We start from the raw sequence: 20563 nt of genomic DNA on the forward strand, positions 1-20563 counted from the left end.
ACAGCGGATACCGGAAAGCCGCCAACCTACGTGCTGCGCAGCTCCGCCTGATAGCGGCCGGGGGTCTGGCCGACCACCTCGGTGAACGCCTCGATGAAGCTGGAGGGGTTGGACCAGCCGCACGCCATCGCGGTGTCGGTGACCGACAGGCCGTTGGTGAGATGGGCCAGGGCGTGATGGATGCGCAGGGTGGTGCGCCAGCGGTGGAAGCTCATGCCCAGCTCGGTGTGGAACAGCCGGCTCAGCGTGCGCTCGCTCGCCCCGGCCGCCCGGCCCAGCTCGGCCAGGGTGGCGGGGCGGGCGGGATCGGCGTGCAGGAGGTCGGTGACGGCGTGCAGCCGGTCGTCGCGGGGTTCGGGCAGGTGCAGTGACTGCTCGGGGGTGTCGGACAGCTCGTCCATGACCACGGCGAGGAGGCGCCCGTGGGCACCGGGGCGCGTTTCCGCCCGGTCGGTGAGCACGAGGACCGCCTCGCGCAGCAGCGGGCTGACCGCGAACACGCTCGGCCGGTCGGCGAGTTCACCGCACAGCTCCGGCGGGACGCTGAGCAGGCGAACGTCGGTACGGCCGTAGAAGCGATGGGAGTGGGCGAACCCCGGCGGGGTCCAGGTCACGCGGTTGGCCGGGGCGACCCAGGTACCGCGCTCGGTGGTGGTGGCCAGCACTCCGGCGGCGGCGTAGACGAGCTGGCCGTGGGGGTGCGAATGCGGGTCGAGGTGATAGCCGTGCGGCAGCCAGCCGGCCCCGCGCAGCGGCACGTCCACCGACTCGGGCAGGGTTTGGCGGTTCTCCGGCATCGCCCGAAAGCGTACCGCCGTCCCCCACGCTCACTCATTCAGCCGGTGAGTAAAACGCCGCAGATCGATTTCCGACACCTACCCTGCAAAAACCCCCAGCCAGTGGTCATCCCCTCGGAGATCAGACATGAATGACCAGCAGAACGCGAACGGCCTGCCCCGGCGTCAATTCGTCGCACTCTCCGGAACCCTCGGTGCCGCGACGCTGCTGACCGGCGCGGCCGCGATGAGCGGTGGCACGGCCGCGGCGGCGAGCGGCGTCAGCGCGGGCCCGACGCCCGACTCGTGCCCCACCACGCCTCCTCCCCCCGGCGGCGCGAGCCCGTGCCCCCCTGCCCAGCTCCAGGGCATCTGCGGCCGGCCCACGGACAACGACCCGCTGTGGCACGACGTCCAGTACTGCGTCAACGGGACGGTCCCGCCCCCGCCGCAGCAGAAGCCGAACTGCCTGAAGATGACCCCGAATTACATCGTGCTGCACGGAAAGCCGGAGACCACGCACAACTATCTCCTGGTGCCGACGTGCCGCATCACGGGTATCGAATGCCCGTTTCTCGAGACCGGCGGAGTCGCGAACTACTGGCACGAGGCGTGGGAGAACGCCCGCAGGGGCGGAGACGTCCCCGTGCAGTCCACGCACATCGGGCTGGGGATCAACTCCCAGGGCGCCCGGCAGCTCAACCAGCTCCACATCCACATGGCCGCCATCCGGCCGAGCACGCAGCGGCGCCTCCAGGAACTCGAGATGCAGGGCCGTATGACCACGTCCCCCTCGCAGTGGGCGGCCTCGGCCAACCAGGCCCCCATCACGGGCACGGGGGGCGACCGCGTGTACCGCATCCTCCGGCTCCCCAACCTCACGAGCAACCTCTTCGACCTGCTGTACACCAACGTGGTGCGTCCGAACTCCCTGAGCATGGCGGACCAGACCCTGATCGTGGTCCCGAAGATCACATCGAGCGGCTTCGCCAACGCCTTCTACGTCCTCAACAGCGACACCTCGCTCCACGACGGCACGAGCACGTGTGACCGTCTGCTCGTGTACAGCTGACGGGCACGTGGGACGACGGGGCTCCGGCCCGGCGATGTTCACCGGCCGGTGCCCCCGGAAGAGGTAATCCAGGTCTTCGCACCGATCCGGTCGGGGTGGCGGCATCGGATCACCGTCGATGAGGTCGAGCATCCATGCACTCGGCGCCGTGATCGTCCCCACGCGTGAGGTGATGTTGTGCGCTCGTTCCGCCAGTGGTTCGCGGTGGCACGGCTTCCGGTGTTCGTCGTGGCCGCCTGGCTGGTCGTGGCCGTGTGCACGGCCGCCTTTCCCGGCCGGCTCGCGTCGGTCGCGGCACAACGGCCGACGATGACGTTGCCCGCCACGGCCGAGTCGAGCCGGGTGGCGGAGGAGCTCCAGAAGGGCGGACCGGCTGCGGGGCCACCGGTCGTGGTCGTATGGGAAGCCTCCGCCCGGCAGGCCCAGATCACACGGTTGAACCCGGTGGCCGCACAGCGGGTCCTCCGCGCGCTGCCCCGTTCGGCCGGGTCCGCCGGCCCTGTGACCTCCTCGGCCGACGGCCGGGCCCTCGTAGGCGTCGTCACTCTCGCCGACCCGGACGAGTCACGGCTCCAGCCGACTCTGGAGCGCATCAGGAAGATCGCCGGTTCGTTGCCGGACAGCAGGGTCCGGCTGGCCGGTCCCGCGGCGGCGCAGGCCGACCTGCAGACGGCGTTCGAGGGCATCGACGGCAGGCTGCTGATGATCGCGCTGGCCGCGGTCGCCGCGATTCTGTTCCTCGTCCACCGAAGCGTCCTGCTGCCCCTCGTGGTGGCCGCCTCCGGGATCGTCGCGCTGACCCTGTGCAGTGCGGCCCTGTACGCGCTGGGGACCTGGGACGTGGTGACGATCGACGGGCAGGTGCAGGGCATCCTCTCCGTGCTGGTCATCGGCGCGACCACGGACTACGGCCTGCTTCTGCTGGCGCGGTATCACGAGCACGCGCCGGAGATGTCACCCCCGGCCGCCATGCGGACTGCGTTGCGGGCGAGTTGGGCACCCGTCACGGCGAGCGCGGCGACAGTGGCCTGCGCCATGGTCGCCCTGCTCCTCAGCTCCCTCCCCGCCAACCACTCCCTCGCCCTGGCCGGAGCGGTGGCGATGGCCTGCTGTGTACCGGCCGCGCTCACCTTCGTCCCGGCCGCCGTACTCCTCGGCCCCCGTGCGATGTTCTGGCCGCGGGGACCGCACTCCGGCCGGTCCGGCGGGAGGGTCTGGTCCCTGGTCGCGGCGGTGGTCGAGCGGCACGCGCGTCCGGTGTGGACGGTGGGCTGCGCGGCGCTCGCGGGATGCGCGTCCCTCGCCGTACTGCTGGCCCCCGGTGGCCTGCCGCTGGGCCAGGCACTCGCGGCGCGGGCGCCCTCGGTGCTCGCCCAGTCGGCTCTGGAGGCTCATTTCCCCGCGGGAACCGGCAGCCCGGCCATCGTCCTGGTCGACTCCGACGGCGCCGCACGGATGCGGCAGCGGGTCGACGCCACGGCGGGAGTCGCCCGGACGGACGTCGTTCCCGGCGCCGGCTCGGCCAAGTCCCCGGCCCGCACGGCGATCGCGGTCACCCTCGACAGCGCCCCGGACAGTGCACGCGCCCAGGAGACCGTAGGCCGCCTCCGCACGGCCGCAGGCCCCCGAGCCCAGGTCGGCGGCCATCCGGCGCAGGTGTACGACATGCAGAGGGCGGCCGAGCGCGACCGCACCCTCGTCCTGCCCGCGGTCCTGGTGATCGTGCTGCTGCTCCTGCTCGGCCTGTTGCGCAGCCTCGCGCTGCCGGTCGCGCTCGTCGTCATCGCCGTGGTCAACTTCCTGGCCGCGCTGGGCATTTCGGCGCTGATCTTCGGCTTCGCCTTCGGTTCGACCGCGACGGAGCCGTCCCTGATCCTGTTCTCCTTCGTCTTCCTCATCGCGCTCGGGGTGGACTACAACATCTTCCTCATGCACCGCGTCCGCCGTGAGTCCCTGCTCGCGGGACAGCGGATCGGCACGCTCCGAGGACTGCGCGCCACGGGTAACGCCATCAGTTCGGCGGGGGTCGTTCTCGCCGTCACCTTCGCCGCGCTGACCGTCATGCCGCTGCGCTACCTCGCGCAGATCGGCATCATCGTCGCCGTGGGCGTCCTCCTCGACACCCTGTTCGTCCGCCCGTTCCTCGTCCCGGCCTTCGCCGTCGACACGGGCCCCTGGGTGTGGTGGCCGACGAAGCCACCGGCCGGCCCGCGTGCGGGCAACGTCGGCGAGCAGCGGGCCCAGCCGGACATGGCCTCGGTCTGACACCGGGGGCGTCATTCCGTACGGACGGTGGGGCCGGCCCCCGCTCATGGGCCGGCCCCACCTCTTGCCCCGGTCACCGGATCAGTACCAATAACCGGAGTGCCAGCAGCCGTTGCCCCACCAGCCGTCGTGCCAGTGGTTGTGCCAACGGTGGTGCGAGTTGCCCCAGCCGTCATGGCCGTAGCCGTCGTGGCCGTTCCGCTCGTGGTGGCGGTTGTCGTGACCGTGATGGCCCGACCCCCGGTCGCCGTGGTGCTGGCTGTGCGATGCCGGCGCCGACGTGGGTACGGACGCCGAGGCGGTTCCCGCCGTCCCGATGGCGGCGCCGCCCGCCAGCATCGTTCCTGCCGCCGCGAGGACAGCGGCCCTCTTCACACTGAGTGCGCGCATTGAGTACACCTCCCCTCAGGTCTCGAAGCATCCATGTCTGTGATTCGGAGCAGCTGCTGCCATGGTTTGCCCCACTTCAGGACTTTCTGTCGGCCGTCATGACGTACACCGGACACCCATCCAAGGCGCATTCAGTAACGAATTACCTGAAAGGCACCTGTTATCCGAAAGGCACTGAAAGTCCGCTGAAGGTGTTCGTCATGAAGCGCGATTCCTGCCGTCTGAGCTACGACTCCGCCGAACCCGCCGACGCGGTGCGCGACGATCTGCGCGACCGCCTCGCCCGTTGGCAGGCGGCGGAACTCGCGGACGATGCCACCGTGGTGGTCAGCGAGCTGCTGTCCAACGCGCTGCGCCACGGCAGGCCGCCCGTGCGGGTCGCGTGCGCGCTGCGCCGCCGGTCCCCCGACCGGGCGGCCCTGCGCATCGAGGTGGCCGACGCGGGACCGAGCTTCGACACCACCCTGGTGCGGGCCCGGTGGCGGCATCCGTCCTTCACGCTCGAGGAGTCCGGCCGCGGTCTGTTCCTGGTCGACGCACTGGCCAGCCGCTGGGGCGACGAGCCGACCCGGAACGGGCACACCGTCTGGGCCGTCCTCGGCGCCGCGGACGGACCGCCCCCGTGACCTCCCCCGGGCGGCACGGGCACTCGAACGGACGGACTTCCGGGCCCCCGGGCGTCCAGCAGGCGCGGGAACGGCGCCGGACACCCAGGCTGTGCAGGGAGAACCCGGCCAGGAGGGGCGAGGACGAGGGGAGGTGCGACACGGATGCCCAGGCACAGATCCGCCGCCGAGCACAGATCCGCCGCCGACCAGCAGCTCGACGGATACCTGACGGCGACCGCGCGAGGCAGCGAGGAGGCGTTCACCCTGCTGTACGACAGCCTGTCCGGCTCCGTGCGCGGCCTGGCCCTGCGCGTGGTGCGCGACGCCTCCCAGGCGGAGGAGGTCGCCCAGGAGGTGATGCTTGAGGTCTGGCGCACGGCGGCCCGCTTCGACCCCGAGCGCGCTTCGGCCAAGTCGTGGGTGTTCGCCCTGGCGCACCACCGCGCGGTTGACCGGGTCCGCTCGGCGCGGGCCGCGTCCGACCGGGACCGCAGAGCGGCGCTGGGCAACAGCGAGCGCCCGTTCGACATGGTGGCCGAGCTGGTGCAGGACCGCGACGAGCAGCGCAGGCTCTACCGCTGCCTGGCGGCACTGTGCCGGAACCAGCGGGTGCCTCTGGTGCTGGCCTACTACGAGGGCCTGACGTACGAGGAGGTCGCCCGTGCCCTGAGCAGGCCGGCCGGCACCGTGAAGACGCGGATGCGCACCGGGCTGCACCGGCTGCGGGAGTGTCTGGAGGCCGGCGGATGAACTCGGGACCCAGCGAACACGACGCTGTCGGCGCCTATGTGCTCGACGCCCTGCCCCCCGGCGAACGGGCGGCCTTCGAGAACCACCTCGCGGCCTGCGCGGCCTGCCGGGAGGAGGCCGCGCAGCTCATGGACGCGGTCGTCGGGCTCGCCGAAGCCACCGCGCTGCCCCCGGACGACGCGGCGCGCGCACGCGTACTGGCAGGCATCCGGAACACCCGGCAGGAGACGCCGCCCGCCCAGGTGAGCCACGCCCGACGGCTGCTCCCCTGGGCGCTCGCCGCCTGTCTCGCGGCGGCCGTCGCGGGCGGATCGGTCGCCTGGTGGCAGCACGAGGAAGCGCGGGACGCCCGACGCGCAGCCCTCCAGCAGGAGCGGCGCACCGCCTCGCTCGCCGACGTGGTCACCGCCCCGGACGCCACCGTGCGCACCGGCGAGCTGAGCAACGGCGCACAGGCCGGCGTGGTCGTGTCCCGCCGGCAGCAGAAGGCGGCGTTCATCGCCGCCGGGCTGCCCGCCCTCGGCGGAGGAAAGGTGTACCAGCTCTGGTACGCCGACAACGGCACCTTCCGCTCGGGCGGCCTGCTCTCCGGCACGGGCGGCCGCCAGGGCCGGGTACTGCTGGGCCCCCTCGGCCGGGCGACGGCCGTCGGCATCACGGTGGAGCCCGCGGGCGGCTCGAAGCAGCCGACTGCCGCGCCGCTGGCGGTGGTTCAGCTCTGAGGCGGTGCCCCTCACAACTTTGGGAGCGGCTGAGTTCGACAGGAGCCGGTCGACAAGGACCAGGCACTGTTACGCCCACGGCGCGGTCTTCCATCGCGCCGACCTCCGCATGGCCGACTTGCGCGGCACCGACCTGAGCATCGCCAGCGGTACGCGGGCTCGCCCCGCACGTCCACCCATCCCTCCCGCACCGCACGCACCGTCTCCACGATCGCCGGGCGGCGTACCGGGGCGGGGGGGGGACGAGGGACGGCGCACCGGCGCGCAAAACGTGAACCTTGGGGTCCGCCCAGTCCCCGGATTCGTAGGGCGTACCGGCATTGTCCATTTCATGGAGCGGGCAGGGATGGGGCATGACGACGATGCTCGCCGCCTTCGTACTCGGCACCCCCGACCCGCCCGCGCTCGCCGACTTCTACCGCGCACTGCTGGGCTGGGAGGAGGCCGACCGGGACCCCGACTGGGTCCGGCTCAGGCCGGTGGGGAGCGAACGCCCCAGCCTCAGCTTCCAGTTGGAGGAGAACCACCGCCCCCCGGAGTGGCCGTCCGGCCCCGGTGGCCGGCAGATGCAGGCGCACCTCGACATCCAGGTCGACGACCTCGCCACGGAGACCGAGCGCGCGTGCGCCCTGGGTGCGACGGTGGAGAAACACCAGCCGCAGGAGGATGTCCGCGTACTGCGCGACCCCCACGGCCACCTCTTCTGCCTCTTCCTCCCCGGCGCCTGACCGGCGCCGGCCCCCAGGAACGGCCGAGGGCTGCGGCCCCCGCTAGTGTTTTGAGTCGGGAATTCCGTTCAGATGTACAGGCTTGCTCTATGGCACGGACGGGGCGGCCGAAGGCCGAGTTGACGCTGTCGGACGAGGAACGGGCCGCGCTCGAGGAATGGGTGCGGCGTCGTTCCACGCCGCAGGCGTGGGCATTGCGATGTCGGATCGTCCTGGCCTGTGCAACCGGCGCGTCGAACAAGGACGTTGCGGAACAGTTGGGTTCGACCCCTCATGCGGTGGGCCGCTGGCGGGCCCGGTTCGCGCAGTACCGGATCGCCGGCCTGGGTGACATGCCACGTCCGGGCGGCCCCAGAACGGTGACGGACGAGCAGGTCGCCGCGGTGGTCACCAAGACGCTGGAATCCACTCCGAAGAACGCAACGCACTGGTCGACGAGGTCGATGGCGAAGGAGATGGGCCTCTCGCAGTCGTCGGTGTCACGGATCTGGCGGGCGTTCGGCCTTCAGCCGCACCGGTCGGAGACCTTCAAGCTGTCGACCGATCCGTACTTCGTCGACAAGGTCCAGCGGGTCAGGGAGGGGTGCGGCGGCATCTCTGGGACTTCTCTGGGGCTTTGGGCCCGCGGTGGGCAACGAGCCACGAGCAAATCAGATGCTGCTATGTGATGTTGAGTACGGCGACGTCGACGCCAGCGACCGGACGCGATGCGACCCGGTCATGATCGCCGAGCTGGACGTGGTGAGGCGGGTCGAGGCCCTTGGTCCCCATGTGGCACAGGACGGTTCCTGGCACGGCGGCGACTTCGAATGCGCCATGCCTGAGCAAAGATCATGTGGTGCCGGACGGTCCCACTCCCCCGCTCCCGGCCGGACCGTCCGCGGTGACTTGCTGTCGTTGATCGAGAACCGTAGGTTGCCTAATGGCCGCACGGGCTCAATGGCGCGTCGCGATGTGGACCTCAGACCGGTTCGGCAAGGGGAGAGACGCGTGTTCGGCCAGAGAAGACGGCGTGCGAGAACTGACGGCTGTGCGCGTGTGCTCGACGTCCCGAGGGATCGACCAACCCGCCACGGGGCGGCACCGACCGCCGGAGCGCCATGCGAAGCGTGAGTCTGGTCGCGACCATCACCCTGCTGTGCGGCGCCGCGTGGACGCTCCCTATGCTCATCCGGCACCGCTTCCGCTCCCCCCTGCGACTTCATCTGTTCCTGTCGCTCTCCCTGCTCGGGCTGGGCAACCTGATCGGCCAGCTCCTCGCCCCCACGACACTGGACGGCGTCTTCTTCACCGGGTTCACGAAGATCGCGTACAACATCGCGATCCTGAGCGGACTCTGCACGATGATCTGCTTTCTGGACGAGCGTCCCCTTCGGCGATGGGAGTTCGCCGGAAGGTGGGACGTGAGGTTCTGCCTCATCTGCCTGGCCCTGATGATCACCATGTCCGCCCTGCTGCCGCCGCATCTGCGCGCGCACACATTCACCCGGCCCTACCTGAACGACTGGCGGGTGAGGACGTTCTACGACGTCGGAGGCGCCTTTCTGATCTTCGGGTACGCCAAGTGCGCCGTGCTCGCCCTGCGGCACGCCCGGCGCGGCCGACTGGTGGCGCGGCTGAGCCTGAGCAGCGTCTCCGTCGGCCTCCTCGGCCTCTCCCTGAGCTGTCTCTTCCGGATCATGTGGGTCCACGACCTGGCGAGGCGGGGATACGGGCGCTACATCACGTACGAGGCCGACTTCGCCTTCGGGCAGATGGCCACGATCCTGGTGTGCGCCGGGCTGAGCCTGCCGTTCTTCGCCAGCGGCGCCCAGTTCCTGCGGGAGCGCACCGTCCACCGGGCTCAGTTCCTCGACCTGGAGGAGCTGTGGCAACGGCTCGTGTTCCTCTATCCGGAGCTGATCCTCGATCAGCGCCGCGAGTACCGGTGGCTGCCGTCCCTCGACTACACCTCCGCCGTCTACCGCAGGTACGTGGAATGCCGGGACGGGCTCATCCGTCTCAGCCCGTATCTGCAACACGCGTCGCGGGAGGCTCCCCCCGCCGCGGGCGCACCGGTCGAGCCGGACCTCGCGTGCCTGGTCGACCGGGCCCTGCGCCTGCACGGTGCCGCGTACGGGGGCGATACGGCATCGTCGGCACCGGCGGTCTTCGTCACCCCGGGCACAGGGCGCGACGCCGACTACGAGAGCGACCTCGCCGACCTGATCGCCCTCTCCCGGCGACTGCGGGACATGCGGTCGGGCCGCGGAGAGCGCATGGCGCGCACGGCGGACGCCTGAGTGCCCGGTCTCGCCCGGGAACACCGGGCGGGACCGGTCGGCGGCAGTGGCCCGGGGGCCTGTCAGGTCCTCGACGGCATGTCGGCCCCGCTGCCGCCGGTCGCCGCGACGGCGGCCGCCACCTCGCCGTGCGCCCGCGTGGCCGGGACGGCTGCAGACTCGACCGGCGGCCGGGGCGCCCCCCGGCGGGGCCGGGCCCACCGGTGCATGACCGGACGTTCGACACACGTCATCAGCACCCAGCCCAGGGCAAGCGTGACCAGCAGCAGGCCGAGCAGTTCGAGCACCCCGCCGACCAGGCCGTAAGTGCTGCCGTGCTGCACGATGATGCGGCCGTAGAAGAGCACCAGGTACTGGGCCAGGTAGAAGCCGAAGGAGACTTCGCCCAGCCACCGCATCACCGGCCCCCGGAGAAGGGTGCGGCTGCCGCGGATGTCCGCCTCGGCCACCGAGCAGACCAGAACGCCGACCGGGATGATGCCGGCCACCGTGAACCCGTACAGGAACGGCACGTTCAGCGCCAGCGCGTAGCCGGCCACGGCCAGCGCGACAGCGGCGGGGAGCGGGACGCGGGGGAACCGTCCCGCCAGGACCAGCCGGGCCAGGAGCATGCCGAGCACGAACTCGAACATGCGGCTGGGCGGGAAGTTGTAGCCGAGCCAGAACTGGAGGGAGGAGATGGGGAATCCCTCGGGGGTGCGCGGTTGATCAGGCACCAGGAGGTCGACCGCGGCCTCGAGCAGCAGCATGCCGGCCACCGTGGCGCCCGCCCAGGCCCACAGCCGCTCCGGCGTAATGCGGCGGACCGGTCCGATGAGGAAGGGGAAGGCGAGGTAGAAAAGCAGTTCACTGCAGAGCGACCAGCTGGGCGCGTTGACGCTGATGTAGACGCCGTGCTGCGGGAACCACGAGTGGACCAGGAACAGGTTCGGCAGCCACGCGGTGAGCGGGGTGGCCGCCCCGGCGAAGAGCAGCATGGCCAGGGCCCAGGTGGCGACGTGGTTGGGAAAGATCTTGAGCAGCCGGCGACGCCAGAACCCGGTGACCGAGTCGTTCTTCCTGCTCGACCAGGTCAGGACGAAACCGCTCAGGACGAAGAAGAAGGACACTCCCATCCAGCCGGCCTTGCTGAACAGCCACTGGAACCCCTCGGCCGTACCGCGGTCCGCGAAGGGGTTGGTGAGGGGCTCGAAGAAGGAGGAGTGGAAGAAAAAGACCATGACCGCCGCTATGAACCGCAGCCCCGTCAGGGAGGGCAGCGACGCCGGGCGTTCGGGCAGGTCCTCACCGGTGGTCCGGCCGGGCCGGGGGGTGAGGGGATCGGTCGTCATGGCTCACCTCTTGGTGACGGGGACGCTCTCCGCGAGCGCGTCCGGGCTGGGGCCGGCCGGGGAGCGGCGAGCCGTGAAGCGAAGTCCGAGCAGGAGCAGGGCGCCCGCGGCGGTGAGCGCTGCGGCGCCCAGAGGCACCGCGCGGGTTCCGGAACCGGATTCGACCAGGAGGCCGCCCGCCCAGGACCCCAGCGCGGCGCCCATGCCGAAGGCGGACATGTTGGCGGTGAGGGACAGGGTGGGAGCGTCGGCGGCCTCGGTGAGCACCTTGGTCTGGAGTCCGGGGATCAGGGCGAAGGTGGCGAGCGAGAACAGCACGATGGCGAGGGCGACGCCGACCGGATGGGGGGCGAGAAGCCACACGAGCACGCAGACGGCGGCCAGGCCCCAGGACAGGGAGACCACCGCCCGGTCGATGCCCCGGTCCGCGAACCGCCCGCCGAGCAGACTGCCCACGATGGAGGCCACTCCGTAGGCGAGGAGCACGGCGGGCACCCAGTCGCGGGCGAGCCCGCCGACTCCGGTCATGAGCGGCACCATGAAGGTGATGAGGGCGAACATGCCACCGGAGCACAGCACGGTGACGGCCACCGTGCCCCAGACCTCGGGCCGCCGGAACACCCGGGCCTCGTGGGCCGCGGTCACCTGCGGGGCGGGCGTGTCGGGTACCCACGCCACCACGAGCACGACGGACACCGCGGCCAGCACCGCGACGATGGCGAACGAGGCCCGCCAGTCGTAGTGCTGGGCGAGGAACGAGCCCATGGGCACGCCGAGGACGGTGGCGAGATTGATCCCGAGCTGGGTGGCCGCGACGGCGGCTCCCTCCTTGCCCGGCCCTGAGATGGCGCCGGCGGTGACGACGCACACCGCCATGAAGGTGCCGTGCACCACCGCGGTCAGTATCCGGCCGGCCACCAGGACGTAGAAGTCCGGTGCCAGGGCGCACAGGACGTTGCCGCAGATGAAGACAGCCAGCAGAGCGACGAGCAGGGGCTTGCGTCGGACCCGCGTGGTGAGCGTGGTGACCAGCGGACCGCCGACCACCATCGTCAGCGCGTACACGGTCACCAGCAGTCCGGCCGTGGCCAGGCTCACCGTGAGGTCCGAGGAGAGATCGTCGAGCATGCCGCTGGGCGACAACTCCGCGGTACCGACGCAGAAGATCGCGAGGATCAGGGCAATCAGTCGAAACGACATGACGTGCGCTTTCTGTCATGTGGACGGGCCGGGACCGGGGTGAAGGGCGGTTGCGACTCCGGCGGGGCGGGTCAGGCGGTGGCGGCTTCGGCGCGGGCCTGGTCCCGGGGTCGGGACCAGCGGCGTACCAGCGGCTTCTCGACCCAGGCGTACATCGCCCAGGCGGCCAGCACCGACACGGCGCACTCGGCGACGGCGACGGCGGCCATGGCCCAGCCCGACTCCAGAGGGGCGCCGATCAGGTTGTACACCTCGGAGAGCACGATGAAGTGGACCAGGTAGAAGGCGAACGACACCTCTCCGAGCCAGGTCATCGCGCGGTGACGGAAGAGACTGGGCCGGCCCGACGCGTCGGCGAGCGCACCGGCCGCGATCAGCAGGACGCACGGCACCAGGCAAACCGCACGCTGCGCGAACAGGTAGGGCACGCCGGGGAGTTCGGAGACCACGTAGGAGGCCACGAGCAGCAGGCTGGACCAGGCGAGGCCGATGTCGCGCCAGCGCCCCAGCATCACCACGCGGGCGACGAGGATACCGAGCAGGAAGTCGAGCAGGCGGGCGGGCGGGAACACGTAGGCGAACCACAGGTGGAGCCCGGAGACGCCCGGTTCGTTCGACATGTAGACATCGCCCGCGGGGATCAGAGCGGTGGCCAGCCAGGGGGTGGCGCACACGCCCGCGACGACCGCCGCGACCCAGTACTTGAGGTGCTGCGGGGATATTCGCCGTACGGCTGCGATCAGCGCGGGGAAGCAGAGGTAGAAGAAGACCTCGGTGGACAACGACCAGCCCGGGGCGTTCACGCTGAAGTTGGTGGCGTAGTCCGGCACCCAGGACTGGAGCATGAGGAAGGTGGCGACCGAGCGCCACGGGGCGGTGCCGACGGCGATCAGCAGCATCGCGAGAACCCAGGCGACGAGGTAGTTCGGCACGATCTTGATGTAACGCCGCCGCCAGAATGACCTGTTCGGATCACCCTCGCGGGCGGACCAGGTGAGGACGAAGCCGCTGAGGACGAAGAAGAAGGTGACGCCCACGCCGCCGGCCTCCTCGACCAGACGGGCGAAGAAGGTGTCGTTGGCGTCGCCGGCCACGAGCCAGTGGGCAGGCAGCGAGAGGTGGAACAGGAACACCAGCAATGCGGCCGGGAACCGCATCCCGGTGAGGGAGGGCAGCCGGACCCGGGAACCGCCGGCCTGCGTGGCGGCTCTGCCGGGCTCGGCCCGTGACGGCGACGCGGGCGACGGCGGTATGAGCTCGGTCGGTTGGGTCTGGCGCGTGGCCATGGGCGAACCTCGTTCCTAGAGCTGACGTCCTAGAGCTGACGGTTGAATCGGCGGCGTCGGCGCGCCGGGCGGAGGCGGGGCCGGGCGAAAGGACGCCGGCAGGTCTCGGCTCCGGCCGGCCCCGCCTCGATCACGTCACGTGGCGCCCGCCGCCGGGCTCAGTCCAGGAAGTCCCGGATGAGCTTGACCAGTTCGTCCGGCGCCTCGGCCGGCACCAGGTGACCGCTCGCGATCTCCTGGTAGTCGCTGCCGGAGATCGCCTCGTGGAGTTCCCTGGAGTGCTCGACGGGGACCAGCTGGTCGTGGCGGCAGCCGACGACGAGGGTGGGGACATTGATCCCGGGCAGCAACTCGCTGACGTCGGCCTCCAGACCGAGATCGATCTGCCGCAATGTGCCCTCGTTGACCTCGATGCCGCCCACGGCCGAGTCGAACGTCTCCGGTTCGAGGTTCGCCAGGAAGCCCGGGGTGAAGAGCATCATGCTGACGAAGTGGGAGTACAGCTCCGGGTCGACGTCGGCCAGCCTGCGCCAGAGGCGGAAGCCCAGGCGCTTACGCGGGTCGTCGTTGCGCGCCCAGCCGGCGACCAGCACGAGGCGGCGGACCCGCTCGGGGCGCTTGGCTGCGGCGGTCACGGCGATGAGCGCGCCGAGCGAGAAGCCCACGATGTCGACGGGTTCGCCGGTCGCCTCGTCGGCGGCGCCGAGCACCTGGTCGGCGAGCTGGTCCAGCGTCAGCGGACCCCCGTCGTCGACGGTCTCACCGCTGCCGGCGTAGTCCGGGAGGATCACGGTGTGCTGATCCGTGAACTCCCCCAGCAGATGACCGTAGTTGGCCTCCCCGGTGGCGCCGGTGCCGTGCACCAGGAGCAGGCCGGGCCCGCTCCCCTCGATGCGGTGGTGCACCGTCGCGTTGCCGATGGTCGTCTGAGGCATCTCGTCGCCTTTCATGGATGGAGCGGTGGTGTGCGGCCGGCTCCGTCCGGCGGGAGCGGGCGCGTCGCCATGAGGGCGCGGGCCGCGAGGCCGGATGACGGGAGCGGGCCGACCCGGCGGGCGCCGTGGCCTGACCGGACGGCGCCCAGGGCGGGGGGATCACGCGGCACGACACCGTGCCGCGACTCGATGTTCTTATAGAAGCTTAGGTGCCACTATAAAAGCAAGTCGATTCTGAAAATGCCTCAGAGCTCCTGAAGGGACTCTTCCGGCTCCCGGCTGTCGGTCTCGTCGGCCGCGGGCACGGGCCGCCGCACGAGCACCGCCAGCAGCACCGCCGCCACCAGTGCGGTCGAGGTGACCGGCAACCACAGCGGGGAGAGGCCCAGCAGGGCGGCGCCGATGGCCGAACCACCGGAGATGCCGATCTGGAAGCCCGTGACGTACACGGAGGACGCGCGGTCGGCGTCCGCACCGGCCAGGCGCATGACGCCCGTCTGGAAGACCGGTCCGGCCGCGGCGAACGCGCCGCCCCACAGGGCGACGGCGACCCCGGCGGCCGCGCGGCGCACCCCGGCGCCGCCCAGGACCGGCGAGAGTGCCAGCAGCCCGATCCCCGCGGCGAACACGGCGATGGTCACGGCGGCGGTCCGCTGCGGAGCGGTGTCGTTGTAGCGCCCCACCAGCCAGGTGCCCACGGCCCCGGCGAGACCGAAGTCCGCGAGCAGCGCGACGACCGCGGAGGGGGTGCCGGTGATGTCGGCGACGAGCACGGCGAAGTAGGTGTAGCTGAGGAAGTGGGCGGTGATGAGGACCACCGCCACGGCGCAGAGGATCAGCACGCGCGGCCAGTGCACCGACCCCCGCGTGTCCCGCGCGGCGGCTTCGCCGGTCCCGGCCACGTGGGCGCGCCCGCTCGGCCGGAGGGCCCACACCAGCCCGATGGTCACCGCCACGGTGGCCGCCGCGAGCACCAACAACGTCGCACGCCATCCGATCAGTTCGCCGACGAGCGTCGTTCCCGGGCTGCCGACGATCGCGGCCAGCGTGGAGCCGCCGAACACCGCCGCGGTGGCGGTGCCCACGCGGTCACGGGGGACCAGCGTCGCGGCGGCCGGGGCGATCAGCGACCACAGCACGCCGTGTGTCAGGGCTGCGGCGACACGGCTGAGCACCATCGTGGGGAAGCCGGTGGCGGTGGCCGCGACCACCTCGGCCACCACCAGCACGAGCAACGAGACCACCAGTGCGGTACCGCGCGAGACGCGCGACGCCAGCGCCACCGTGGGCACGGTGACGACGGCGGCGACCACCGCGTACCCGCTGATGAGCAGCCCGACCCGGCCGGTGGAGACATCCAGGCTGCGGGCGATGTCCTGGATGAGCCCGACCGGGAAGACCTCGAAGGTGACGTAGACGAACGTGGCGCCGGCGAGGACGGCCAGCCGCGCGACGGTCGCCGCGTCCATGCGTTCCCGGGCCGCCGCCGCTCCCCTCACGCCGCACCCGGGACGGGGAGCTGGGGGGCCATTCGCACCAGGACCTTGGGGCGGACCCGGCCCCCGTCGGCGAGGCGGGCGAAGGCGGCGTCGAGTTCGTCCAGCGGGTAGACCCGGTCGACGAGCGCGTCCAGGTTCACCGCGCCCGAGGCCACGAGGTCCACCAGCCGTTCCCAGTACCCGATGCCGGACAGCACGCCGTGCAGCGTCACGTCCCGGATCACCAGAGCGGCCGCGTCGAACCCGTCCACGGTGTGGTGCGGGGTGCCCAACTGGGCGATGCGGCCGCCGGACGCGACCAGGCCGACGGCGGAGCGGACCGCCGCCTCGTTGCCCGACGCCTCGATCACGGCGTCGTAGCCTTCCTGGTCCGTCTCGGTCGGACCAGGCTGGGCGCGCAGACCCAGTTCGGCGGCCAGGGCGCGGGCCGCGGGCTGTGGATCGAACACGACGGTGTCCGCCCCGATCGCGCGGGCCACCTGCGCCGCCGCGAGCCCGAGCGTGCCGGCCCCCAGCACGGCGACGCGGTCCGCCGACGTGACGGCAAGCCGGTCCACGGCGTGCATCGCGGCCGCGGTCGGTTCGAGCAGGGCGCCCGCCATGTCGGACAGGCCGTCGGGGATCAGGGTGAGGGTGTCCACGGGCACGCTGATCAGCTCCGCGCCGACGCCCGGACGGGGGCCGAGCACGCCGACCTCGCTACGGTCCGGGCAGGAGCGGATACGGCCCTGCCGGCAGTACGCGCACCGGCCGCAGACGCGGAAGTTGTGGCCCGACACCCGTCGGCCGAGCAGTCCTGCGTCCGCGCCGGGACCGGTCTGCACGACCGTGCCGAGCCATTCGTGGCCGAGGACGAAGGGGTAGCTCTTCAGACCGTCGCGCAGATAGTTGCTGCTGCCGTCGAAGAAGCCGAGGTCGGTTCCGCAGAGACCGAGCAGTCCGACCCGGACGAGGACCTCGTCGGGACCGGGTTCGGCAGGCTCGGTGTCCGTGACCGACAGCGTGCGGGGCGAGGTGAGCTGGATGGCTTTCACGGTGTGTCCTTGGAGTGGGGGAGGTCGGCCGCGCGGCGGCAGAGCGCGATGTCCTCGCGCAGCCGGCCGGGGTCCTCCCGGTAGTCGTTCTCGATGAGCACCGAGCGCGCCTGGGTGGCCCGCAGCAGTGCCGGAAGGTGGCATGCAGAGGGCGCCCGGACGCCGGCACCGTCCTTGACGTGCAGGTCCGGCAGGAGGAGTCCGGCCGTCATGACGGTCTCCGCGAACGCGAGCGGTCCGTGGCCTGCTTCGAGGAGGTTGCCGGTGTCCAGCACCAGGCGGAGAGCCGGGTGGTCCACCTCCCGGGCGAGCGCGAGGGATTCGCGTGCACCCAGGGGCGATTCGTAGGCGACCAGCAGTTCCGTGCCGCCGAGGCGCGCGCACACGCCGCGCAGCGCCTCGGCCGTTCCGGCGAGCAGGCCGGCGGTGGCCGGCAGGCTCCGCCGGAATCCGGGCACGTGGAGCACGGCGGCACCCAGGTGGTGAGCGTGGTCCAGTGCTCGGAGCAGGAGGCCGACGGCCGCCGGGTTCGCGCTGCCGTCCTCGTGCGCCAGGCCGATGTCGTTGACGTGGTTGACGGCGAGCACGGGGACCGGGATCTCCCTCGTCACCGCCTCGGCGGCCCGCAGCGCGACGGGGTCGCTCAGCGGTCTGCCGCGGTGCGCGCCCCCGTGGTCCAGATGCAGGTGGTCCGCCCCGGCCGCGATCGCGGCGCGGGCCGCCGCGACGCGGTCGAGGTCCATCCGCCACTGCGGCGCGGCGACGGCCGGCGCGGTCACGGCCGGTCCCCGAGACGGATCGCCGTCTTGAGCACCCGGCGGCCGTCGGCCCGACGCGCGGACGAGGTCAGCACGGTGTTGATCAAGTCGGCGGCCTCCGCCAGCGTGACCTCGTGGGTCAGGACGCGCTCGCCCAGCTCCGCGGTGGTGCGCAGCAGCTCGACGGCCTCACGCAGGTGCTTTCCGGAGACGCCTCGGTGTCCGCAGAGCAGCAGCGAGCCGAGCGGGCGGGTGTACTCCGCGATCCGCGGCGGCCAGGGCTCGCCACCACAGTTGGCCGCACGGACGGCGGCGATGTCGATGTCGCCGGCGGTCAGCCGGACCGGTCCCGAGGGCAGGCCGCTGTGGACGTCGACCAGGAGGGTGCCCGGAACGTGCCGGTCCAGAGCCTTGAGCGCCCCGCACGTCCCGGTGCGCGGCGTGGCGATCACGGCGACGACTGGCGAGGGCAACTGGGCCAGCATCCGGGGCAGTTCGGCGCCGTCCGGATCGACGGCATCCGCTCCGCGTCCGACGAGCAGCGTGCGGCGGCCGGGCAGTTCCCGGTCCCAGAGCTCCCGCGCGAGACGCCCCACGATGCCGTCGCCCCACACGACCAGCGCGGCCGGCCGCAGCGCGTGGCGCGCGACGCGTACGCCGTACAGGGCCGAGGCGAGCGGCTCCGCGAGTGCGGCCACCCGCGGCTGCCCGGCGTCGGCGGGTACCGGGACGATCAGTCCCGCGCGGACGGCCGTGGCGGGGATGCGGCAGTACTCCGCCCACATTCCGGGCAGGTTGTGACCGAGCAGGAAGGAGGGATCCCGCGGATGCGTGGGGTTGACGGTGACCGGCGTGCCCGGCCGCAGCCCCGACTCCCCCGGTTCGACCACGTACCCGACGCCCTCGTGGCCGAGGACGGGGCTGGGGTCGTCGCGCAGACCGCGCAGGATCTGCCAGTCGGTGCCGCACACGCCCGCGAACGCCATCGCCAGCAGGACGTCGCCCGCGTCGAGCCGCGGGATGCGCACCTCGGCAACCTCGACCAGGGTCCGGTTCTCGGCGTCGGCCGGCCGGCGCACCAGGGCGCGGTGGGTCGAGGTCGAGGCGCTCACGGAGTGATCCCCGGAAGCCACTCGCCGATGCCCAGTACGCCGCGCAGCGGGTCGACCCGCCCCGGCTCGCAGAAGACGAGCCGGTCGTCGAGCCAGTCGGCGTCGCGTCCCCGGTCGGCGTAGGAGGTGGCGGTGGCGAGCCGGCGGCGGATCTCGGCCGCGTAGTGCCCGCCGAGTCCCTCCACCACTCCCCCGCCGACGCCGACCAGGTCGAGATGCGGGTCGAGGCACCACAGGGTCCGCAGCAGATGGGCGACGGGAGCCGCGCACAGCTCCAACAGGCGGCGGGCGCCGGGATCGCCCGCGGCGAGTGCGCCGGGGAGCCACTCGGGAAGCCGCCCGGCGTCCGCGAGTCCGAGCCGCAGGGCCGCGCGGACCATGCCGGGCCCGGAGGCGACCGAGGCGAGGTGGTCCGTCGCGCCGCACTCGCAGGGCAGGCCCGCGAGGACCTCCGCGCCGGGCTCGGAGAGCGGGACCGGCAGATGGCCGACCTCGCCCTGCAGTCCGCCGGAGTCGACCGGAATCCTGGTCCGTTCCAGGTCGGCGATGCGCAGCCCGATGCCGCTGCTGACGGTCAGGTAGGCGACCCGCCGGGTACCGGGCCGGGCGTGTGTGGCGGCGAAGTCGAGCAGCGCGGCGGTCACGTCGTTGACCAGGTGCCAGGTGACGTCGGGGCGTCGCCGCCGCAGATCGGCGGCCAGGTCGTACGGGGCGGACTCGTCCCCCCACAGCGGCGCCGAGCCGTAGACGCTGCCGGTGAGGTGGTCGATGGCCGCGCCGAAGGAGAGGACAGCGCGGGCGCCTGCAGGAACCCGGTCACTCAGCAACTCGACCATTTCTGCTCGCAGTTGGTGGACGGGGCGGTCCGGGTGGCGCAGGCGGCTGGGCGACGGCAGCCGCTCGGCCGGCGCGTGCTGTCCGCCGTCTCGCATCCGCACCCAGGAACCGCCGATGTCCGCCGCGAAGACGGGGTCCGGCACCGGGGTCGCGTTCGGGGACCGGGCAGGGTCCCGGACACTCGGGTGGAGCGTCACGAGAGGGCCACCAGCCCCGCGGTGACCGGCTTGGGCACGTCCAGGGTCACCCCGTGCGGGGACGGGCCGACGAACCGGAAGCCGCGGAAGTCGGGCCAGCGCGGTGCGACGTCGTCGAAAGCGTCGAGGTCGCCGATGACCACGGTGCGTCCGCAGCCGGCGAGTCCGGCCCGCACCCCGGCGCCGGAGTCCTCGAAGACCAGGGCGTCCTGCGGCGGGCACCCGATCGCGGCGGCGGCCAGCAGATAGCCCTCGGGATCCGGCTTGCCGCGCCGCACGTCGTCCGCGCTGATCAGGATCCCGGGCAGCGGGAGTCCCGCCGCGGCCATCCGCACCTCCGCCAGCCGGCGGCTCGCGGAGGTGACCACGGCCCAGCTCGCGGGTGGCAGCTCGTCCAGCAGCGCCCGGGCCCCGGGGACCTCGGTGATGCCGGTGGTCTCTGACTCCTCGTGCGCGATCAGACGCCGGGTCTCCGCCGTCGCGAGGTCGGATTCGGCGAGGAAGTGCCCTACGGTCTCCCGGGTGGGGCGCCCGTGGGCGAAGGAGAGCACCTCCGCGAGATCGAGTTGGTGCCGCTCGCAGAAGCCGGCCCAGGTGGACTCGACCAGCGCGGTCGAGTCCACCAGGGTGCCGTCCATGTCGAACAGCAGCGCTGACGCTTGCAGATGAGGCAACGGAGACTCCAGAAAACGTGAACGGACGGCTCTCATCGCTGAGAGGCTGGCTGGGGTCTTGTCGTCCGGACGCAGGCCGGCCCGGGAAACCGGCGTTGCCCGGCGGG

19 protein-coding genes and 2 pseudogenes are annotated in these 20563 nt (G+C 72.0%); 9 read left to right on the forward strand and 12 right to left on the reverse strand.

What is annotated here, in order from left to right; genetic code table 11:
* Positions 1–26 precede the first annotated feature (26 nt).
* Entirely contained in the window at positions 27–797 is a 771-nt protein-coding gene (locus ACIGA3_RS05785; protein WP_399710943.1) for an AraC family transcriptional regulator, read from the reverse strand.
* Between the two features lie 127 nt (positions 798–924).
* Here ACIGA3_RS05785 and ACIGA3_RS05790 point away from each other — a divergent pair, with 127 nt between their 5' ends.
* Both ACIGA3_RS05790 and ACIGA3_RS05795 read left to right on the forward strand, forming a co-directional pair.
* The gene (locus ACIGA3_RS05790; RefSeq protein WP_399710945.1) at positions 925–1848 is read left to right on the forward strand and encodes a CDP-diacylglycerol diphosphatase; all 924 of its coding nucleotides are present in this window, start codon (positions 925–927) and stop codon (positions 1846–1848) included.
* 177 nt (positions 1849–2025) lie between these two features.
* Positions 2026–4113, forward strand: a complete 2088-nt coding sequence (locus tag ACIGA3_RS05795) for an MMPL family transporter (protein ID WP_399710947.1) — start codon at positions 2026–2028, stop codon at positions 4111–4113.
* An 81-nt stretch (positions 4114–4194) separates the two neighbouring features.
* Here ACIGA3_RS05795 and ACIGA3_RS05800 read toward each other — a convergent pair whose 3' ends face one another.
* The gene (locus tag ACIGA3_RS05800; RefSeq protein WP_399710948.1) at positions 4195–4503 is read right to left on the reverse strand and encodes a hypothetical protein; all 309 of its coding nucleotides are present in this window, start codon (positions 4501–4503) and stop codon (positions 4195–4197) included.
* Positions 4504–4703: 200 nt separating this feature from the next.
* Between ACIGA3_RS05800 and ACIGA3_RS05805 the strand changes: the two genes are divergently transcribed.
* The 7 genes and pseudogenes from ACIGA3_RS05805 to ACIGA3_RS05835 all read left to right on the forward strand — a co-directional run bounded on the left by ACIGA3_RS05805 (position 4704) and on the right by ACIGA3_RS05835 (position 9593).
* On the forward strand, positions 4704–5129 hold the full coding sequence (locus ACIGA3_RS05805) for an ATP-binding protein (RefSeq protein ID WP_399710950.1): 426 nt from the start codon (positions 4704–4706) through the stop codon (positions 5127–5129).
* A 144-nt stretch (positions 5130–5273) separates the two neighbouring features.
* A complete protein-coding gene (gene sigK / locus ACIGA3_RS05810; protein ID WP_399710951.1) occupies positions 5274–5861 on the forward strand; it encodes an ECF RNA polymerase sigma factor SigK in 588 nt (195 codons plus the stop codon).
* Entirely contained in the window at positions 5858–6583 is a 726-nt protein-coding gene (locus ACIGA3_RS05815) for an anti-sigma factor domain-containing protein (protein WP_399710953.1), read from the forward strand. The genes sigK and ACIGA3_RS05815 overlap by 4 nt, the downstream gene beginning before the upstream one ends.
* A gap of 4 nt (positions 6584–6587) precedes the next feature.
* A pseudogene (locus ACIGA3_RS05820) lies at positions 6588–6710 on the forward strand (pentapeptide repeat-containing protein); the annotation flags it as partial.
* Positions 6711–6936: 226 nt separating this feature from the next.
* Entirely contained in the window at positions 6937–7311 is a 375-nt protein-coding gene (locus ACIGA3_RS05825; RefSeq protein ID WP_399710955.1) for a VOC family protein, read from the forward strand.
* A gap of 89 nt (positions 7312–7400) precedes the next feature.
* Positions 7401–7886, forward strand: a pseudogene (locus tag ACIGA3_RS05830) (helix-turn-helix domain-containing protein); the annotation flags it as partial.
* A gap of 525 nt (positions 7887–8411) precedes the next feature.
* Positions 8412–9593 (forward strand): MAB_1171c family putative transporter, encoded by a 1182-nt coding sequence (locus tag ACIGA3_RS05835; RefSeq protein ID WP_399710956.1) that lies wholly within the window; start codon positions 8412–8414, stop codon positions 9591–9593.
* Between the two features lie 62 nt (positions 9594–9655).
* Here the strand turns inward: ACIGA3_RS05835 and ACIGA3_RS05840 are convergent, their stop codons facing one another.
* From ACIGA3_RS05840 to ACIGA3_RS05885, 10 genes are all read right to left on the reverse strand, one after another.
* The gene (locus ACIGA3_RS05840; RefSeq protein ID WP_399710958.1) at positions 9656–10924 is read right to left on the reverse strand and encodes an acyltransferase family protein; all 1269 of its coding nucleotides are present in this window, start codon (positions 10922–10924) and stop codon (positions 9656–9658) included.
* Positions 10925–10927: 3 nt separating this feature from the next.
* On the reverse strand, positions 10928–12124 hold the full coding sequence (locus ACIGA3_RS05845; protein ID WP_399710960.1) for an MFS transporter: 1197 nt from the start codon (positions 12122–12124) through the stop codon (positions 10928–10930).
* 71 nt (positions 12125–12195) lie between these two features.
* Positions 12196–13410, reverse strand: a complete 1215-nt coding sequence (locus tag ACIGA3_RS05850) for an acyltransferase family protein (RefSeq protein WP_399710962.1) — start codon at positions 13408–13410, stop codon at positions 12196–12198.
* A gap of 158 nt (positions 13411–13568) precedes the next feature.
* Positions 13569–14345 carry an alpha/beta fold hydrolase gene (locus tag ACIGA3_RS05855; protein ID WP_399710964.1) on the reverse strand — a complete coding sequence of 259 codons (777 nt, stop codon included), beginning with the start codon at positions 14343–14345 and terminating at the stop codon, positions 13569–13571.
* Between the two features lie 245 nt (positions 14346–14590).
* Complete coding sequence (locus ACIGA3_RS05860) at positions 14591–15814, reverse strand: MFS transporter (RefSeq protein WP_399710966.1); 1224 nt, start codon at positions 15812–15814, stop codon at positions 14591–14593.
* 26 nt (positions 15815–15840) lie between these two features.
* The gene (locus ACIGA3_RS05865) at positions 15841–16878 is read right to left on the reverse strand and encodes a zinc-binding dehydrogenase (RefSeq protein ID WP_399710968.1); all 1038 of its coding nucleotides are present in this window, start codon (positions 16876–16878) and stop codon (positions 15841–15843) included.
* The gene (locus ACIGA3_RS05870; protein WP_399710970.1) at positions 16875–17657 is read right to left on the reverse strand and encodes a sugar phosphate isomerase/epimerase family protein; all 783 of its coding nucleotides are present in this window, start codon (positions 17655–17657) and stop codon (positions 16875–16877) included. The genes ACIGA3_RS05865 and ACIGA3_RS05870 overlap by 4 nt, the downstream gene beginning before the upstream one ends.
* Complete coding sequence (locus ACIGA3_RS05875) at positions 17654–18748, reverse strand: alcohol dehydrogenase catalytic domain-containing protein (protein WP_399710972.1); 1095 nt, start codon at positions 18746–18748, stop codon at positions 17654–17656. Before ACIGA3_RS05875 ends, ACIGA3_RS05870 begins: the two co-directional genes overlap by 4 nt.
* On the reverse strand, positions 18745–19728 hold the full coding sequence (locus tag ACIGA3_RS05880; RefSeq protein WP_399710974.1) for an ROK family protein: 984 nt from the start codon (positions 19726–19728) through the stop codon (positions 18745–18747). The genes ACIGA3_RS05875 and ACIGA3_RS05880 overlap by 4 nt, the downstream gene beginning before the upstream one ends.
* Positions 19729–19778: 50 nt before the next feature.
* Positions 19779–20456: an HAD-IA family hydrolase gene (locus ACIGA3_RS05885; RefSeq protein WP_399710976.1), complete on the reverse strand. Its 678-nt coding sequence runs from the start codon at positions 20454–20456 to the stop codon at positions 19779–19781.
* Positions 20457–20563 lie beyond the last annotated feature (107 nt).

The sequence above is a fragment of the Streptomyces sp. NPDC085596 genome, from assembly GCF_044541565.1.
Lineage (GTDB): Bacteria > Actinomycetota > Actinomycetes > Streptomycetales > Streptomycetaceae > Streptomyces.

Coding starts and splice junctions, on each gene's coding strand:
- ACIGA3_RS05855 (WP_399710964.1), bottom strand. CDS start 14,345: ATGCCTCAGACGACCATCGGCAACGCGACGGTGCACCACCGCATCGAG.
- ACIGA3_RS05835 (WP_399710956.1), top strand. CDS start 8,412: ATGCGAAGCGTGAGTCTGGTCGCGACCATCACCCTGCTGTGCGGCGCC.
- ACIGA3_RS05840 (WP_399710958.1), bottom strand. CDS start 10,924: ATGACGACCGATCCCCTCACCCCCCGGCCCGGCCGGACCACCGGTGAG.
- ACIGA3_RS05850 (WP_399710962.1), bottom strand. CDS start 13,410: ATGGCCACGCGCCAGACCCAACCGACCGAGCTCATACCGCCGTCGCCC.
- ACIGA3_RS05815 (WP_399710953.1), top strand. CDS start 5,858: ATGAACTCGGGACCCAGCGAACACGACGCTGTCGGCGCCTATGTGCTC.
- ACIGA3_RS05800 (WP_399710948.1), bottom strand. CDS start 4,503: ATGCGCGCACTCAGTGTGAAGAGGGCCGCTGTCCTCGCGGCGGCAGGA.
- ACIGA3_RS05785 (WP_399710943.1), bottom strand. CDS start 797: ATGCCGGAGAACCGCCAAACCCTGCCCGAGTCGGTGGACGTGCCGCTG.
- ACIGA3_RS05790 (WP_399710945.1), top strand. CDS start 925: ATGAATGACCAGCAGAACGCGAACGGCCTGCCCCGGCGTCAATTCGTC.
- ACIGA3_RS05845 (WP_399710960.1), bottom strand. CDS start 12,124: ATGTCGTTTCGACTGATTGCCCTGATCCTCGCGATCTTCTGCGTCGGT.
- ACIGA3_RS05825 (WP_399710955.1), top strand. CDS start 6,937: ATGACGACGATGCTCGCCGCCTTCGTACTCGGCACCCCCGACCCGCCC.
- ACIGA3_RS05860 (WP_399710966.1), bottom strand. CDS start 15,814: ATGGACGCGGCGACCGTCGCGCGGCTGGCCGTCCTCGCCGGCGCCACG.
- ACIGA3_RS05805 (WP_399710950.1), top strand. CDS start 4,704: ATGAAGCGCGATTCCTGCCGTCTGAGCTACGACTCCGCCGAACCCGCC.
- sigK (WP_399710951.1), top strand. CDS start 5,274: ATGCCCAGGCACAGATCCGCCGCCGAGCACAGATCCGCCGCCGACCAG.